This window comes from Curtobacterium sp. USHLN213, assembly GCF_037144815.1.
Taxonomy (GTDB): domain Bacteria; phylum Actinomycetota; class Actinomycetes; order Actinomycetales; family Microbacteriaceae; genus Curtobacterium.
Genome location: NZ_JBBCYQ010000004.1, coordinates 236,070 through 253,740 on the forward strand (window position 1 = coordinate 236,070; position 17,671 = coordinate 253,740).

The 17,671-nt window shown below is 69.7% G+C and carries 14 protein-coding genes; 5 read left to right on the top strand and 9 right to left on the bottom strand.

From position 1 onward, the window contains the following. Window positions 1-38: 38 nt before the first annotated feature. From WFH25_RS07580 to WFH25_RS07610, 7 genes are all read right to left on the bottom strand, one after another. A complete protein-coding gene (locus tag WFH25_RS07580) occupies window positions 39-1,928 on the bottom strand; it encodes a glycerol-3-phosphate dehydrogenase/oxidase (protein ID WP_336697296.1) in 1,890 nt (629 codons plus the stop codon). A 60-nt stretch (window positions 1,929-1,988) separates the two neighbouring features. Then, entirely contained in the window at window positions 1,989-3,110 is a 1,122-nt protein-coding gene (locus WFH25_RS07585) for a GuaB3 family IMP dehydrogenase-related protein (RefSeq protein ID WP_071294790.1), read from the bottom strand. 66 nt (window positions 3,111-3,176) lie between these two features. After that, entirely contained in the window at window positions 3,177-3,362 is a 186-nt protein-coding gene (locus WFH25_RS07590; RefSeq protein ID WP_139199221.1) for a hypothetical protein, read from the bottom strand. Between the two features lie 187 nt (window positions 3,363-3,549). Next, the gene (locus tag WFH25_RS07595) at window positions 3,550-4,371 is read right to left on the bottom strand and encodes an ABC transporter ATP-binding protein (protein WP_336697297.1); all 822 of its coding nucleotides are present in this window, start codon (window positions 4,369-4,371) and stop codon (window positions 3,550-3,552) included. Then, entirely contained in the window at window positions 4,368-5,255 is an 888-nt protein-coding gene (locus tag WFH25_RS07600) for an ABC transporter ATP-binding protein (RefSeq protein ID WP_070417714.1), read from the bottom strand. The genes WFH25_RS07595 and WFH25_RS07600 overlap by 4 nt, the downstream gene beginning before the upstream one ends. Beyond that, the gene (locus WFH25_RS07605) at window positions 5,248-6,234 is read right to left on the bottom strand and encodes a branched-chain amino acid ABC transporter permease (RefSeq protein WP_070417713.1); all 987 of its coding nucleotides are present in this window, start codon (window positions 6,232-6,234) and stop codon (window positions 5,248-5,250) included. Before WFH25_RS07605 ends, WFH25_RS07600 begins: the two co-directional genes overlap by 8 nt. Before the next feature lie 11 nt (window positions 6,235-6,245). Next, complete coding sequence (locus WFH25_RS07610) at window positions 6,246-7,598, bottom strand: branched-chain amino acid ABC transporter permease (protein WP_071294793.1); 1,353 nt, start codon at window positions 7,596-7,598, stop codon at window positions 6,246-6,248. A gap of 355 nt (window positions 7,599-7,953) precedes the next feature. Here WFH25_RS07610 and guaB point away from each other — a divergent pair, with 355 nt between their 5' ends. The 3 genes from guaB (at window position 7,954) to WFH25_RS07625 (ending at window position 11,486) form a co-directional block, all read left to right on the top strand. After that, on the top strand, window positions 7,954-9,456 hold the full coding sequence (gene guaB, locus WFH25_RS07615) for an IMP dehydrogenase (protein WP_070417711.1): 1,503 nt from the start codon (window positions 7,954-7,956) through the stop codon (window positions 9,454-9,456). A gap of 78 nt (window positions 9,457-9,534) precedes the next feature. Next, on the top strand, window positions 9,535-9,918 hold the full coding sequence (locus WFH25_RS07620; RefSeq protein ID WP_261646623.1) for a VOC family protein: 384 nt from the start codon (window positions 9,535-9,537) through the stop codon (window positions 9,916-9,918). A 233-nt stretch (window positions 9,919-10,151) separates the two neighbouring features. Next, the gene (locus WFH25_RS07625) at window positions 10,152-11,486 is read left to right on the top strand and encodes an ABC transporter substrate-binding protein (protein WP_336697298.1); all 1,335 of its coding nucleotides are present in this window, start codon (window positions 10,152-10,154) and stop codon (window positions 11,484-11,486) included. 228 nt (window positions 11,487-11,714) lie between these two features. Here the strand turns inward: WFH25_RS07625 and rarD are convergent, their stop codons facing one another. Both rarD and groES read right to left on the bottom strand, forming a co-directional pair. Further along, on the bottom strand, window positions 11,715-12,677 hold the full coding sequence (rarD, locus tag WFH25_RS07630; protein ID WP_070417709.1) for an EamA family transporter RarD: 963 nt from the start codon (window positions 12,675-12,677) through the stop codon (window positions 11,715-11,717). Between the two features lie 132 nt (window positions 12,678-12,809). Next, a complete protein-coding gene (groES, locus tag WFH25_RS07635) occupies window positions 12,810-13,106 on the bottom strand; it encodes a co-chaperone GroES (RefSeq protein ID WP_017885484.1) in 297 nt (98 codons plus the stop codon). Between the two features lie 163 nt (window positions 13,107-13,269). On the opposite strand from groES, the gene WFH25_RS07640 reads away from it, so the two are divergent. Together WFH25_RS07640 and WFH25_RS07645 are read left to right on the top strand one after the other, a co-directional pair. Continuing rightward, window positions 13,270-14,472, top strand: a complete 1,203-nt coding sequence (locus tag WFH25_RS07640) for a class I SAM-dependent methyltransferase (RefSeq protein ID WP_336697299.1) — start codon at window positions 13,270-13,272, stop codon at window positions 14,470-14,472. A gap of 79 nt (window positions 14,473-14,551) precedes the next feature. Then, the gene (locus WFH25_RS07645) at window positions 14,552-17,647 is read left to right on the top strand and encodes an Ig-like domain-containing protein (protein WP_336697300.1); all 3,096 of its coding nucleotides are present in this window, start codon (window positions 14,552-14,554) and stop codon (window positions 17,645-17,647) included. Window positions 17,648-17,671: the final 24 nt, after the last annotated feature.

A 17,671-nucleotide genomic window follows, 5' to 3' on the forward strand; every position in this document is an offset into this window, starting at 1 on the left:
CTCCAGGCAGTCGAGAGCCAGGAGGCACGGGGTGCGTCCTACTCGGGCTCGCTCGTCTTCTCGCCGACCACCTGCTCGTCGGACGCCTTGGCACCCTCGGCGCCGCTCGACCGGCCGCCGCCGACCACCACGTCGTCCTCGTCGAAGCCGAACGCGATGTCCGGCGCCTCGAGCCGCACGCGGTCCGCCGAGGCGTCGTCGGGTTGCAGCTGCGACTCGCGTTCCGCGGCGACGCGCTTGAGGTAGTTCGACACCTCGTTCTCGGTGGTCTCCTGGTCCCAGCCGAGCACGTCCGCCATGAGCTTCGCGGCGACGGGCGCCGCCGACTCACCGCGGTCCCACGCCTCGATCGAGATGCGGGTCCGGCGGGCGAGGACGTCCTCGAGGTGCAGGGCGCCCTCGTGCGAGGCCGCGTAGACGACCTCGGCGCCGATGTAGTCGTCGGCACCGGGGAGCGGCTCGGCGAGGGACGGGTCCTGCTTCACGAGCCGGAGCACCTCGGTCGCGAGCGTGCCGTAGCGGTTCAGCAGGTGCTCGATGCGGACCTTGTGCACGCCGAAGCTCCGCGCGGTGCGGCCGCGTCGGTTCCAGGCGGCCGGGTAGCCCTCGGCACCGAGCAGTGGGATGTCCTCGGTGGTCGAGCCCGGGATCTTCCCGTCCATCGCCGCGACGGCCTCGTCGATGGCGTCCTTGCCCATCACGCGGTACGTGGTCCACTTGCCGCCGGCGACGACCACGAGCCCGGGGACCGTGTGCGCGACGACGTGCTCGCGGCTGAGCTTCGACGTCTGGTCGGACTCCCCCGCGAGCAGCGGCCGGAGTCCGGCGTACACGCCCTCGACGTCCTCACGCGTGAGCGGGACCGCGAGGACCTTGTTGACGTGCTCGAGGATGTAGTCGATGTCCGCCGCGGTCGCCGCCGGGTGCGCCTTGTCGAGGTACCAGTCGGTGTCCGTCGTGCCGACCAGCCAGTGCCGGCCCCACGGGATCACGAAGAGCACGCTCTTCTCGGTGCGGAGGATCATGCCCGTGTTCGACTGGAAGCGGTCGCGCGGGATGACCAGGTGCACCCCCTTCGACGCCCGCACCTTGAACTGCCCGCGGGTGCCGACCATCGCCTGGGTGTCGTCGGTCCAGACGCCCGTCGCGTTGACGACCTGCTTCGCCCGGATGTCGAACTTCTCGCCCGTCTGGATGTCGTGCGCGTGCGCGCCCACGACCCGCTCGCCGACCTTGATGAAGCCCTCGATGCGGACGCGGCTCGCGGCGGAGGCGCCGTACGACGCCGCCGTGCGCACGAGCGACGCGACGTACCGGGCGTCGTCGACCTGGGCGTCGTAGTACGTCATGCCGCCGACGAAGGCGTCCTTCTTGAGGCCGGGCATGTTCTTGAGGACCTGGCTCCGGCTGAGGTGCCGGTGGTGCGCGACCCCCGGCGGCCGACCACCGGACCAGCTGAAGACGTCGTACATCGCCATGCCGATGCCGATGTAGAAGCGCTCCCACACGCGGTGGTTGAGCGGGTAGAGGAAGCGGACGGGCTTCACGAGGTGCGGGGCGATGCGCTGCAGCAGGAGGCCGCGTTCGATCAGTGCCTCGCGGACGAGCGCGAAGTTCAGCTGCTCGAGGTAGCGGATGCCGCCGTGGACGAGCTTCGACGAGCGGCTCGAGGTCCCCGAGCCCCAGTCGCGGGCCTCGACGATGCCGACGCTCAGGCCACGGGTGACGGCGTCGAGTGCGCTGCCGCCACCGACGATGCCACCGCCGACGACCAGGACGTCGAGCTCCTTGGTCTTCAGGGTCTCGATGGCGGCCGCGCGTTCGTCGGGACCGAGCTTCGCCGACGGGTCGAACCCCACCCCCGGGGCGGCGGTCTCGGGCCGGGCGGGCCGGGTCGCGCTGGACGTGCTCGTGCTGGTCTTCGCCATCGTCGCCTCCGTGTCACGGTGACGCCGGGCGTCACCCGCGCCGGAGTGCGGGTGCCACCGTCAGTTCCGGTGGTACGGCGCCACGACCACTTCTACTCGCTGGAACTCCTTGACGTCGGAGTATCCGGTCGTGGCCATCGATCGACGCAGGGCGCCGACGATGTTCGCGCGGCCGTCCCACGTCGGGGTGGGGCCGTTCAGGACGTTCTCGAGCGGGGCGATCGTGCCGACCTCGACCCGGCGGCCGCGCGGCAGCTCCGGGTGGTGCGCCTCGGCACCCCAGTGGAACCCGCCGCCGGGGGCCTCGGTCGCGCGGGCCAGCGCGGTGCCGAGCATCACGGCGTCGGCGCCCATCGCGATGGCCTTGACGACGTCGCCGGCGGTGTCGAGCCCGCCGTCGGCGATGACGTGCACGTAGCGGCCGCCGGACTCGTCCATGTAGTCACGGCGAGCGCCCGCGATGTCCGCGACGGCCGTGGCCATCGGGGCGTGGATGCCGAGGGCGGCCCGCGTGGTCGACGCCGCACCGCCGCCGAACCCGACGAGCACACCAGCGGCACCGGTGCGCATGAGGTGCAGGGCCGCCGTGTAGGTCGAGGCTCCGCCCACGATCACCGGGACGTCGAGCTCGTAGATGAACTTCTTGAGGTTGAGCGGCTCGGTGTTCTGCGAGACGTGCTCGGCCGAGACCGTCGTGCCGCGGATGACGAACAGGTCGACACCGGCGTCGACGACGGTCTGCGAGAACTCCTGCGTGCGCTGGGGGCTGAGCGACCCGGCGACCGGGACACCGGCGGCGCGGATCTCGGCCAGGCGCGCGGTGATCAGCTCGGCCTTGACCGGCTCGGAGTAGATCTCCTGCATGCGCTTCGTGACGTTGCCGTCGGTGAGCGCCTTGATCTCGTCGAAGTAGGGCGTCGGGTCCTCGTAGCGGGTCCAGAGGCCCTCGAGGTCGAGGACGCCGAGCATGCCGAGCCGGCCCATCTGGATGACCGTCGCGGGCGAGGCGACGGAGTCCATCGGGGCCGAGAGGATCGGCGACTCGAACGTGAACGCGTCGATCGACCACTGCACGCTCACGTCACGCGGGTCACGCGTGCGCCGCGAGGGGACCACCGCGATGTCGTCGAACGCGTACGCCCGACGTCCGCGCTTGCCAGCACCGATCTCGACTTCACTCACCCGGCAAGCCTAGCGGTCGTGTCCCCCGGGTGACACGGGCGCGACGGGCAGGGCGCGCGGCGGAGGTCAGCGCGTCCGGCGTGCGCGGCGCCTGCGGAGCGTCCGCAGGACGAGCCCGAGCAGCAGCGCCAGCACCACCAGCACGCCGACCAGCGCTGCGGCGACCTTCACGAGCAGCGCCGCCCCGACGAAGAGCACGGCGAACACCAGCCACACGAGGGCGTCGAGCACGAGGGGGCCGGGAGTCCGCACGCGACCGACGATAGCGACCCGGCGGAGGCGGGTCGCGCCTCCTGGCCGGCGACGCGCCGTCCCCGCGACGTGGGCCGCGCACCGGTCCGCATGAGGAGCGGGGCCGTGCGGCGCTGAGCGTCCACGCACGACCCCACTCGGTGCGGGTACCGCCCCCACAGCGGCACCCACGGTCGACACCGCTCGCTCAGCGCGCGGAGTCGACGTCCTTGGCGAGCGTCCCCAGGTACAGCTCGATGACCTTCGGGTCGTCGGCGAGCTCCTTCCCGGTGCCCGAGTACGCGTTCTTCCCCTGGTCGAGCACGTACCCACGATCGCAGATCTGCAGACAGCGTCGCGCGTTCTGCTCCACCATGACGATCGACACACCGGCCTTGTTGATCCGGCGTGTGCGGATGAACGTCTCGTCCTGGCGCACGGGCGACAGCCCCGCGGAGGGTTCGTCGAGCAGCAGCACCTTCGGGTCCATCATGAGCGCCCGGGCCATCGCGACCGACTGCCGCTCACCGCCGGACAGCGATCCGGCACGCTGGCCCTTCCGCTGTCCGAGGACGGGGAACAGGTCGTAGATGACCTCGAGCCGCTCGGCGAACTTCCGGGGCCGCAGGTACAGGCCCATCTGCAGGTTCTCCTCGATCGAGAGCGAGGGGAAGACGTTGTTCGTCTGCGGGACGAAGCCCACGCCGGCCTGCACGAGCTTGTTCGCCTTGAGGTTCGTGATGTCCTCGCCCTGCAGGGTGACCGAGCCCTCGCGGATGGACACGAGGCCGAACAGGGCCTTGAGGAGCGTCGACTTGCCGGCGCCGTTCGGCCCGATGATCCCGATGAGCTCGCCCGGGTAGCAGTCGAGGTCGCAGCCGTTCAGGATGTTCACCCCCGGCAGGTAGCCCGCGACGAGGTTCTTCGCGCTGAGCACGGGCTCGCGTTCCAGTGTGGCCGCCGGGGCGGCGGCCGCCGGCGACGGACTGGAGGCGCTGCTCGCGTTCGTGGGCTCGCTTGCGTCGGTCATCGGGTCGCCTCCTGCTCGTCTTCTTCCGCTACTTCCTCGGCGAGTTCCTCGTAGGTCTCCTCGTTGAGGAGCGAGTCGTCACCGAGGTCGGTGTCGTGGTGCGCACCGAGGTACGCGTCGATGACCGCACGGTCGTCCATCACCGTGTCGGCCGGCCCCTCGGCGACGACCTTGCCCTCGGCCATCACGACGACCCAGTCCGAGATGTGCCGGACCATGTGCATGTCGTGCTCGACGAAGAGCACGGTCATGCCGTCGTCGCGCAGGGACTGGATGTGCCCGAGCAGCGACTGGGTCAGCGCCGGGTTCACGCCGGCCATCGGCTCGTCGAGCATGATCATCGTCGGGTCGGACATGAGCGCCCGAGCCATCTCGAGGAGCTTGCGCTGCCCGCCGGACAGCGAGCCCGCGTAGTCGTCGGCCTTCGTGTCGAGCTTGAAGCGGGCGAGGAGGTCCTCGGCCTTCGCCGTGATCTCGCGCTCCCGCTTCCGCCAGAGCGCGGGGACGAGACCGACGAAGAAGTTCTCGCCGGGCTGGTCGCGGGCGCCGAGGAGCATGTTCTGCATCACGGTGAGGCGGCTGAGCGCCTTCGTGAGCTGGAACGTGCGGACCATGCCCTTGTTCGCGATGTGGGTGGCGCTGGTCTTCTGCAGGGTGTTGCCGTCGAACCGGGTCGTCGCGCCGGGGCTCGGCTTGTCGAATCCGGTGAGCAAGTTGAAGAACGTCGTCTTGCCGGCGCCGTTCGGGCCGATGAGGGCGGTGATCGAGCCGCGCTGGACCTCGAGGTGGTCGACGTCGACCGCGGTCATGCCGCCGAAGCGACGGGTGACGTCGTCGACGACCAGGATCGGGTCGTTCTTGGGGTGGGCGTACGACTCAGACACTGAACGTCAACTCCTTCTTGTTGCCCAGGAGGCCCTGTGGACGGAACACGATGAGGAGCATGAGCGCGACGCCGACGAGCACGTAGGAGAACTGCTCGGCCTGCTGCGCGTTCATGATCGAGTTCGGGATGAAGTCACCGGCGAGGGTGCGGATCGCGAGTCGGACGACGAAGAAGAGCACGGCGCCGAGCACCGGTCCGAACACCGTCGCCGCACCGCCGAGGATGAGCGCCGTCCAGATGAAGAACGTCATCGAGCGACCCATCGCGTCCGGTTGCACCGAACTCGGCAGGACGTAGATGATCCCGGCCAGGGCCCCGAGCGCACCGCCGAACACGAGCGCCTGCATCTTGTACGAGTAGACGTTCTTGCCGAGGGAGCGGACGGCGTCCTCGTCCTCGCGGATGGCCTTCACGACACGGCCCCAGGGGCTGCGCATGAGCAGGAACAGCACGAGCGTGAACAGGGCGACGAGCCCCCACGCCGCGATCCGGATCCACCAGCCGTTCACGCCGTTGTTCGAGTACGTGAACCACAGGATCGTGGTGGTGCCGTCGGGGAGCGGGCTGAGCGCGTTGAACGGGTCGCGGTAGCTCGACCCGGTGATGCCGTTCGAGCCGCCGGTCGTCGTGGTGAGCAGGCTCGACCGTCCCACCATGCGGATGATCTCGGCGCCGGAGATCGTCACGATCGCCAGGTAGTCACCGCGCAGCCGCAGGGTCGGGATGCCGAGGATGATCGCGAACACGATCGACACGAGCAACGCGACCAGGACGGCCATCACGAACGGCAGTCCGTTGGTGATCGAGATCGCGAAGCCGTAGGCGCCGAGCAGCAGGAACGCCGCCTGGCCCATGTTGACCAGGCCGGTGAGTCCGAAGTGGACGTTGAGGCCGATCGCGGCGAGCGCGAACGCCGCCGTGGTCGGGGCGAGTGCTTCCTGCGTGAGGGAGGACAGCAGGTTGAGGATGTAGTCCATGGCGGCGCTCCTTAGCCGATCCGCTCGGCGCGGCCGAAGATGCCCTGCGGCCGGAACAGCAGGATGAGGATGAGGATCACGAGGGCGGTGGCGTACTTGAAGTCACCGGGCAGCACGAGGTTCGTGAGCTCCACGACGACGCCGATGATCATCGAGCCGACGAGTGCGCCGTAGGCGGTCCCGAGGCCACCGAGCGTGACCGAGGCGAACATGAGCAGCAGCAGCTGCAGGCCGGTCTGCCAGTTCACGCCGTTGAGCACGAGGCCGAGCATCACGCCCGACAGTCCCGCGAGGCCGGCGGCGAGCGTCCACACGAACCGGATCACCCGGTCGACGTCGATGCCGGACGCGCTGGCCAGTGCCGGGTTGTCCGACACCGCGCGGGTCGCACGGCCGAAGCGCGTCTTCGCGAGGAACAGACCGGTCGCGACGAGGACGACGAGCGCGATGCCCATCGCCACGTACGACTGCACCGTGAGCGTGACCCCGGCGAACCGGACCGTCTCGGGGTTGCCCTGCTGGATGCGGACGGTCGAGGCGCCGAAGAAGTACTGGAACGCGTACTGCGCGGCGATCGACAACCCGATCGTCACGATCATGAGCTGCGTCAGGCTGATGCGCTTGCGCCGCAACGGCCGCCAGATGCCGGCGTCCTGCAGGTACCCGGTCGCCGCGCACAGCAGCGTGACCACCACCCCCGTCAGCCAGATGTTCCACCCGAGCTGGTTCGCGAAGAGGTAGGCGAGCAACCCGCCGAGGGTGACCTGCTCACCGTGCGAGAAGCTCGACAGGCCGGTCGTGCCGTAGATGAGCGAGAGGCCCACCGACGCCAGCGCGATGAGGAGCCCGAGCCGGATGCCGGACGCGAACTGCTGCCAGGCGCGCTGGGGCGTGACGCTCGTCGCGTCGTCGTTCGTGACGACGCCCTGCTGGTCGGACAGCTGGAAGATCTGCCCGACGTTCGCGTTGAGGCTCGCCGACACGGTGCGCTTCGCGTCCGCCGCGTTCGTCAGGTACTGGCCCTTGGGCAGCGTGTCCTGGTCGACGCTCACGGTGTAGCTGCCCGCCTCGGTCACGCTCACCGACCAGCGCCCGGCGTCGGACGTCGTCGCGGTCTGCGCGAAGCCACCCGGCCCGGCGACGTCGACGTCGACGCCCGGGACCGGTTCGCGGTCCGAGTCGGTGATCGTGCCCTGGATGCAGCCGTTCGTCGGGCTGACCGTGCACGGCTGGGTGCTGGCGGGTGCGGTGCTCGCGGACGCCGATGCGCTCGCGGTCGGGGCCGAGGTGGCGCCGATCGCCGGCAGCGTCACCGCCCAGTCGATCAGGAAGGTCGCCAGGAACGCGAGCACGAGGACGGCCATGATGACCGGTCGCTTTCGTCCAGGGCGGAGGCGGAACCTGCGCAGCAGTGCAGGTCCCGGCGGAGTGATGGATCCCACGGAAGAGCCTCTCGTTCGGATGACGAGGACGCTAGGGGGATTGTGTGACACCCGTGTTTCCATCACGTTCCCTGTGTGATTCGTGCCGCAACTGTGACGTTGTGGAGGAAGGCCGGACGGAGGTCCCGGGACGGGGCCGCACCGCGCCTCCTGGCTGCTCACGGGTGTCCACGGGGCGGAATGCGGAAGAGCGCCTGCGCGTTACCATGGTCTATCCGGAACCCGCCGCAGCGTTCCCGGTGTCTCGACCACTTCACCTCGCCCACGAAGGGGACCCATGGACCAGCCGGATCCGTTCGGATTCATCGGACTCACGTACGACGACGTCATGCTCCTGCCGGGGTACACCGACGTCATCCCGAGCGAGGCGTCGACCGCGTCCCGGCTCACCAAGCGCATCACGGTCAACGTCCCGCTGCTCTCCGCGGCGATGGACACCGTGACCGAGGCCCGCATGGCGATCGCCATGGCCCGACAGGGCGGCATCGGGATCCTGCACCGCAACATGTCGATCGCCGACCAGGCGGCCGCGGTCGACAAGGTCAAGCGCAGCGAGTCGGGCATGATCACCAACCCGGTGACCACCAGCCCGGACGCCACCGTGGCCGAGGTCGACGCGCTCTGCGGACAGTTCCGCGTCTCCGGCCTGCCGGTGGTCGAGGGTGACGGCACCCTCGTCGGCATCATCACCAACCGCGACATGCGGTTCGTGGCGCCGTTCGAGCAGCAGACCACGCTCGTGCGCGACGTCATGACGAAGGCCCCGCTCATCACGGCCCCGGTCGGCATCGACCCGGACGACGCCGTCGCGATCTTCGCCGAGCACAAGATCGAGAAGCTCCCCCTCGTCGACGAGGACGGCAAGCTCCGCGGTCTCATCACCGTCAAGGACTTCGACAAGAGCGAGAAGTACCCGGACGCCACGAAGGACGACGCCGGACGCCTGCGCGTCGGTGCCGCGATCGGCTTCTTCGGCGACGCCTGGGAGCGCGCGACCGCGCTGCGCGAGGCCGGCGTGGACGTCCTCGTCGTCGACACCGCCAACGGCCACAGCGCCGGCGTGCTCGACATGGTCCGTCGCCTCAAGGCCGACCCGGCGTTCGCCGCGGTGGACGTCATCGGCGGGCAGGCCGCCACGCGCGAGGGCGCCCAGGCGCTCATCGACGCGGGTGTCGACGCCGTCAAGGTCGGCGTCGGCCCGGGATCGATCTGCACGACGCGCGTCGTCGCGGGTGTCGGCGTCCCGCAGGTCACCGCCGTGTACGAGGCCTCCCTCGCCGCGCGTGAGGCCGGCGTGCCGGTCATCGCCGACGGCGGGCTGCAGTACTCGGGCGACATCGCGAAGGCCCTCGTGGCCGGTGCCGACACCGTGATGCTCGGCTCGCTGCTCGCCGGCACCGACGAGTCGCCCGGTGACCTGGTGTTCGTCAACGGCAAGCAGTTCAAGGCCTACCGCGGGATGGGCTCCCTCGGCGCCCTGCAGACCCGCGGCAAGAAGACCTCGTACTCGAAGGACCGCTACTTCCAGGCCGACGTCCCCTCGGACGACAAGCTCGTGCCGGAGGGCATCGAGGGCCAGGTCCCGTACCGCGGCTCGGTGGCGAACGTCGTCTACCAGCTCGTCGGCGGCCTGCGGCAGTCGATGTTCTACGTCGGCGGCCGGACCGTCCCGGAGCTCAAGGCCCGCGGCAAGTTCGTCCGGATCACCCCGGCCGGGCTCAAGGAGTCGCACCCGCACGACGTGCAGATGGTCGTCGAGGCGCCGAACTACAGCCGCTGACCCGACCAGCATCCTCGAACGCCCCTGCTCCCGGACGGAGCGGGGGCGTTCGTCGTCGGTCGGCAGTAGGGTCGCGGCATGGTCAGCGCCGTGTCCCACACCTCGATCGACTGCCGTGACGCCTACACGCTCTCCGAGTGGTGGAAGCAGGTCCTCGGCTACGTCGACGTCGCCGACGACCCGAACGCGCCCGGGCACGAGGAGTGCATGATCGTCGCTCCCGACGGGTCGCACCACGTGCTCTTCATCGAGGTGCCGGAAGCGAAGGCCGTGAAGAACCGCATCCACTTCGACCTGCGGCCGACCGACCGGACCCGCGACGAAGAGGTCGTGCGGCTGCGGGGCATCGGTGCGCTCGAACTGGCCGACCGACGCACGGCGACCGGCGGCTGGGTGGTGTTCGCCGACCCCGAGGGGAACGAGTTCTGCGTCCTCCGGTCCCAGGCCGAGCTCGACGCCTGACCCCGGCCAGCCCCCACCCGGGCCGCCGGCGTCCCTGTCCGGACTGCGCGGGTCCGGTCAACCGCGCCCGGGCACTCGGCTCGAGACCCGCGGGTTTCCGCACACCTCGCGTCACGGCTGGGTAACGAAACACTTTGCGTACCGCCCCGTCACGCGGCTGAAACACCGTGACCCTACGTTCTCTCACATCCCCAGCGGGACCTGAGGTTCCGCGCAGAGAAAGGGCTCCACGGATGATCAGAACCACCCGTGCCACCACGGCACTGGCAGTGGCAGGAGCGGCGGCGCTCCTCCTCGCCGCCTGTTCCACCACCAGCGGCGGCACCTCACCGTCCTCCTCCGCGTCGGGCGGCGCGAAGAAGGACCCCGCCGCGAGCTGCAAGGCCCCCGACACCCCGGTCACCGACGCGCTGAAGATCGGCACGATCCTCCCGCTCACCGGTTCGCTCGCCTACCTGAACCCGCCCGCGGAGTCCGGTGTGGGACTCGCGGTGCAGGACATCAACGCCGCCGGCGGTGTGCTCGACAAGGACGTCACCATCGACCCCGCCACCGACTCCGGTGACAGCAACGACATGACGGTGTCGAGCTCGGCAGCGACGAAGCTCGTGAACGCGAAGGTCCCGGTCGCGATCGGCGCCGAGTCCTCCAGCGTCACGCTCAACGTCATCGACCAGCTCACGAGCAACTGCATCGTGGAGATCTCCCCCGCGAACACCGCCTCGGACCTGTCCGGCTACTCGTCGTACTACTACCGGACCGCTCCGCCGGACTCGGTGCAGGGTTCGGCGCTCGGCCAGCTCGTCACGGGTGACGGCAACGCCAAGGTCGCGTTCCTCGTCTTCAACGACACCTACGGCACCGGCCTCCGCAACACCGTGCAGAAGGCGATCGAGGACTCGGGCGGATCCGTCGTCTACGGCGGCAAGGGCAAGGGCCAGGAGTTCCCGCCCGGCCAGACGACCTTCTCCTCCGAGGTGACCGCGGCACTCGCCACGAAGCCGGACGCCATCGTCGTCCTGGCGTTCGACGAGACGAAGTCGATCATCCCGGAGCTGAAGTCGCAGGACGCCGACATGTCGAAGATCTACATGTCCGACGGCAACACCGCCGACTACTCGAAGGACTTCGACAAGGGCACGCTCACCGGCGCGCAGGGCACCATCCCCGGTGCCTCGCCGAAGGACGAGTTCAAGGCCCAGCTCTCCGCCTACTACAAGAAGTCGTCGGGCAAGGACCTCGCCGACTACTCGTACGCGGCTGAGTCGTACGACGCCACCGTCCTCGCCGCCCTGGCCGCGGTGAAGGGCAAGGGCACGGACTCCGGCACCATCCAGGCCAACATGGCCGCGGTGTCCGGTGCCGACGGCGGCACGGAGTGCTCGACGTTCAAGGACTGCGTCGCCCTGCTCGACAAGGGTGAGGACATCCACTACACGGGTCCGTCGGGCATCGGTCCGTTCGACGACAACAACGACCCGTCGAGCGCCTACATCGGCATCTACAAGTTCGACGGCGACAACAAGCCCGTCTACCAGAGCGCGATCCAGGGCTCGGTCAAGAAGTAGTCGGCAGCACCGGATCGACAGCGCCTCGCGGCCCGGCCGCGGGGCGTTGTCGCGTGCGGCGGCGGCGGCGCCGCGGCCGGCCGGCCGAGACTCGGCTGCGCGGACAGTTCCGTGGCGGACACGGCGCGAAACTGTCCGCCGGGCCGAGACTCGGGGCCCGACGGGCGGGCGGGCAGGCAGGTCGGCAGGCGGACAGGACGCGGGCCCTGGAGGCGCGGCTCGGCCCCGTCAGACCGGCTCGGCCGCGGTGGGCGCCACCGCCCGGCGCCGCGATGCCCGAGCGGCCAGGAACGAGTCGGCCGTCAGGATGACCAGGGCGAGCCACACGATCCCGAAGCCGAACCACCGGGCACCCGACATCGGCTCGTGCTGCACGACCACCCCGACGAGCAGCTGCATCACCGGCGCGAGGTACTGCGTCAGCCCGAGCGTGGACAGGCTCACCCGACGGGCGGACGACGCGAACAGCAGCAGCGGCACGGCCGTCGCGGGCCCGGTCAGCACCGTCACGAGGACGTGCACCCAGCCCTCGCTCGTGAACGTCACCCCGCCGCCGAGGCCGGTCGCGCCGAGCACCACGAGGGCGACCACGGCGATCGGCAGCAGCCACACGGTCTCGATCGTCAGGCCGCTGAGGGCGTCCACCGTGCCACCGACCCGCTTCTTCACGAGCCCGTACAGGCCGAACGAGAACGCCAGCACGAGGGAGATCCACGGCATCTGTCCGTAGCCCACCGCGATCACGACGACGGCCACGATGCTGATGCCGACGGCGGTCCACTGCAGCGGACGCAGGCGTTCGCGGAGCACCACGACACCGAGCGCGATCGTCACGAGCGGGTTGATGAAGTACCCGAGCGCCGCCTCGACCGTGTGGCCCGTGGTCGTCGCGGCGACGTACACGGTCCAGTTCACCAGGATGAGCACGGCCGCGAGACCCATCACGAGCATCACCCGACGCTGGGCCATCAGGGTGCGGGTCCGGAGCCAGGAGCGGGTGACGGCGATCGCGATCGCGCAGAACACCAACCCGAAGACGATCCGCCAGGCGACGATCTCGAACGCGCCGGCGGGGGCCATCGCCGCGAAGAGCAGCGGCATGAGTCCCCACAGCCCGTACGCGATGATCGCCTGCACGACGCCGACGGATGCCTCGCTGCGGGCCGGGCGCGCCGGGGACGGTTCACTCACGGAACCATCCTAGGAACGGGCACCGACGGCGCGGGGCCGAGCCGCGCCTCCTGGACCCGCCGACCCGGCGCGGAACGCGAGAACGCCCCGCCCGGCCGGAGCCGAACGGGGCGTTCGCGATGTGTACTGGACTCAGTGCACGATGACCGCGAGGACATCGCGCGCCGAGAGGACGAGGAGGTCCTCGCCCGAGTACTTGACCTCGGTGCCGCCGTACTTCGAGTAGATGACCTTGTCACCCACGGCGACGTCCAGCGGGACGCGGTTGCCGTTGTCGTCGATACGACCCGGGCCCACGGCGACGACCTCGCCCTCCTGGGGCTTCTCCTTCGCGGTGTCCGGGATGACCAGACCGGAAGCGGTGGTCTGCTCCGCCTCGACCTGGCGGATGACGATGCGATCCTCGAGCGGCTTGATGCTGACGGCCACGGTGACCTCTTCTTTCTCGGTACTGACTCGGTACAGATGAAAACCGTGTTGGCACTACGCACAGGAGAGTGCCAACCGCCCCAACTCTAGGGCGTCGTTGGCACTCGGTCAATCCGAGTGCCAACGTCCGACCGGGCTCTCGGCGACCTGGGAGGATCGTCGGGTGGAAGCCGCCGATCTCGCCCAGTTGCTGACCCCCGAGGGGATGGCCCTGCTCGACCGTACCCCGGCCGTGTCCGACGGTGGTGAGATCGTCCGGGTCGTCTCACGACTGCGCTCCGAAGGACACGATCCGGGCCTCGTCGCGGCGGTCCTGACGCAGGCGAAGCTCCGGCAGAAGGCCCGTGGGAAGTTCGGCGACTTCGCCTCCCGCATGCTCTTCACCGAGGCCGGCCTCGAGCAGGCGACCCGTCTGCAGGTCGCCGCCCAGCACGCCGGACGTTTCGCCGCCGCGGGGCTCACCCGTGTCGCCGACCTCGGGTGCGGCATCGGCGGGGACGCGATGGCGATGGCGGCGCTCGACCTCGAGGTCACCGCGGTCGACCGTGACGAGGTCACCGCGGCCGTCGCGACGCACAACCTCTCGCTCTGGGACTCCGCCCGGGTGGAGCTCGGCGACGCCGCTTCGTTCGACCTGTCCCGCGTCGACGGGGTCTGGATGGACCCGGCGCGCCGGACCTCCGGCCACGCGAACACGAAGCGCCTCGCCGACCCGGACGACTGGTCCCCGTCGCTCGACACCGTGTTCGCTGCCGCCACGACCACCCCGACGGGCGTGAAGCTCGGGCCGGGCGTCGACCGCGACCTCATCCCCGACACGGCCGAGGCGCAGTGGACCTCCGTGGACCGCGAGGTCGTCGAGCTCGCCCTCTGGTTCGGCCCCCTCGCCCGTCCCGGTGTCCGCCGTGCCGCGACCGTCATCGGGGCGCACGGGATCGCCGAGCTCACGGGCGACGCCGACGCCGCGGACGTCGAGGTCGGCGCGCTCGGCGCGTACCTGTACGAGCCCGACGGGGCGGTCATCCGTGCGCGGCTCATCGGCGACCTCGCCCGGTCGCTCGACGGCCGGATGCTCTCCGACGGCATCGCGTACGTCACTTCGGACCGGGCGGTCACGACACCGTTCGCGCAGGGCTTCCGGGTGCTCGACACGATGCCGCTCGACGTGAAGCAGCTCGCCGCGCGACTCGCAGCGGACGACATCGGGACCGTCGAGATCAAGAAGCGCGGGGTCGACGTGGACCCGGCGCAGTTCCGGAAGCGGCTGCGGTTGCGGGGACGGGGGCGCGTCACGCTCGTGCTCACCCGTCTGGAGGGACGGCACACCGCGATCCTGTGCGAGCGGCTGGGGGACGTGGCCGGGTGACCATCGCAGTCAGGGAGTTCACCGCCGTGTGACATGCAAAATATCCTGCACGCTATACCCGCGTGCGGGAAGGATTGTCATGACCCCCATATCGTTCACACGAGGATGCGCCGCGGGCGCGCTCGGGATCGCTCTGCTCGCTCCGACGTTCCTCGTCGGGAGCGCTTCGGCCGCCCCGGACAGCGCGGCGATCTCCGCCAGGAGCGACGCATCCCCGACCGCTGCGTCCGGAGCGGACGTTGCTCGTGCCCGGAAGTCCATCGCGGAAGCGAAGGAGGTGTCGTCAGCGACAGCCGTCCGAGCAGGGCTCACCGTCACCACCACTGAGTACCTCCCAGGCTCGCCCGCGACGGTCAGCGGTACCGGCGTCGCAGGCAGGCAGGTCGTCGTCGTGTTCCCCGGCGAACCGTTCAACTTCGGCATCACCGACGTGGACGACGACGGACGGTGGACGCTCACCAGTCAGCGCCCGGTCACCCAACCGGACGAAGTCACCGCGACGGTGACGATGGGGACCGGGCCCAGTGCGATCGAGATCGACCACACCTTCACCGCTGCGGAGCGCAGCCTCGTCGTCGACGGTGGCACCTACGTCCGTGGCGAACGCGCCACGGTGCGGGGCACGACGGACCCGCACCAGCACGTGTCGGTCGTCTTCCCCGGCACGGCGTTCAACTACGGCACCGCTCGTGCGGACGAACACGGGCGCTGGTCGACGACCAGCCAGCTGCCTGTGGATGAAGGAGCGGCGATCACGGTGGCCGTCTCGACCGGACCGGAGGGGTTCACCAAGGAGGTCGAACACACACTGCAGGCTGACGAGCGCACCCTCACCGTGGACGACGGCACGTACCTGCCCGGCGAGAAGGTCACGATCACGGGGACGGCGAACCCGAACCTCCGGGTCGTCGCGGACTTCTCGACACCCGAGACACCTCGGGACATCGTGGGGGTCGATGTCGACTCCGAAGGTCGCTGGACCGCGACGAGCAAGGGATCGCCGGACGTCACCGGTCAGCTCATGATCGCCGTCACGTCCGGATCCGGGCCCAACGAGCTCCGCGTCGAGAAGACACTCACCGCCCGCGAGCGCACCCTCACCGTCGACGAGGGCACGTACGTCCCCGGGGAGCGGGCAAGACTGCGCGGGACGGCCGACCCCGGTGCCGCCATCTTCGCCGAGTTCCCGTCGACCGCTGCTCAACCGATCCACCAGGGTGTCGGGCATGCGAACGAGGACGGTCGGTGGGAACTCTCCAGCGCGTACGCCATCGAGAGCGACGCGCCGCTCCTCGTCAGAGTGACGTCGGGCGTGGGAACGTCGACAGAGAAGCAGATCGAACGGACGCTGACCTCGACGGAGCGGGTCCTCACCGCTGAGCCGGGAAGGTACCTCCCCGGAGAACGCGCGACGATCTCCGGCACGGGCAACGCGGGCTCAGTCGTCCTGGCACGGTTCACGACGCCCGACCAGCCCTACAACGACGGAACGGCCAGGGTCGACGACGATGGCAACTGGACCGTCACGTCCCCGGCCGCCGTGCAGTGGTCGGAGGACCTCACGGTCACGATCTCGAGCGGGACCGGTGACCACAAGAAGGAGATCGAGCAAACCCTGACAGCGCGGGAGCGCACCCTCACCGCCGAACCCGGGACGTACGTGCCCGGCTCGGTAACGACGATCACCGGTACAGCAGATCCCGACGTGTTCGTCTCCGCCGACTTCGGGACGCCAGGCTCAGGCTTCGACAGCACGAGGGCGGACAGTGACGGCCGATGGGCGATCACGAGCCGACTGCCCGTCGACACGACGGAGCCCCTGCTGGTCAGGGTCACCAGCGGCATCGGCGACCACGCGAAGACGATCGAGGTCGGACTCACCGCGCAGGAACGCGTCCTCACGGCGAACCCCGGCACCTTCCTACCGGGCGAACCCGCCACGATCACGGGCACCACGAACCCCGGTGCAACGGTCTACGCCCACTTCGACACGTCGACGACGAACGCAGGGTCGACGAAGGCCGACGACGAGGGCAACTGGAGCGTCACCAGCCGCCTGCCCGTGCAGTCGTCCGACAGCGTGACGGTGTCGGTGTCCACGGGGTCCGCTGCGTACGACCGGACGATCGAACAGACGCTCAGCGCGGTGGAGCGCACCCTCACGCTGACCACCACGACCTTCGTACCCAACGAACTCGTCACGATCAGCGGAACAGCGGACCCAGGTGTCTCGATCGGTGCCCGCTTCCCGACCGCGGCGGACCCGAACAACGTCGGAGCGACGAAGGCGGACGGCAACGGTGCGTGGACGATCACCAGTGCCCGCCCGGTGACGGAGGGCGACCAGTTGGACGTCAAGGTGACCAGCGGCTCCGGTGAGTTCGCAAGGGAGATCGAGCGCACGCTCACCGCCGCGCAGACCCCGGTGTCGCCCCTGGAGGTGACCTCGGGGACCGAGTACACCAAGGGCGAGAAGATCACCGTCGCCGGCAAGAACACCCCCAACAAGACCGTCGAACTCCTCGACACCAAGGGCGCACTGCTCCGCCAGATCCCCACCGGCAACGACGGCACCTGGTCCTTCACCACCGGCGGCGCCTACACCGCCGACACGGTCACCTGGAACTTCGCCTCCGGCGGCCAGACCGTGCAGCACACGCTCACCGGCACGGCACGAGAGCTGGCCCTGGAGGTGACTTCGGGGACCGAGTACACCAAGGGCGAGAAGATCACCGTCACCGGCAAGAACACCCCCAACAAGACCGTCGAACTCCGCGACACCAAGGGGGCGCTCCTGCGCACCATCACCACCAACACCACCGGCGACTGGACCTTCACCACCGGTGGCACCTACACCGCCGACACGGTCACCTGGACCCTCACCTCCGGCACCCAGACCGTGCAGCACACGCTCACCGCCATGGCCGAATCCCCACTGCGCGTGACCTCGCCCACCGACTACGTCAAGGGCCAGAAGATCACTGTCACCGGCAAGAACACCCCCAACAAGACCGTCGAACTCCGCGACACCAAGGGCGCCCTCCTGCGCACCATCACCACCAACACCACCGGCGACTGGACCTTCACCACCGGTGGTGCCTACACCGCCGACACGGTCACCTGGACCCTCACCTCCGGCACCCACCAGATGACCCACACCATCACCGGCAAGTAACCGACGACAACGGCCCCTCGGATC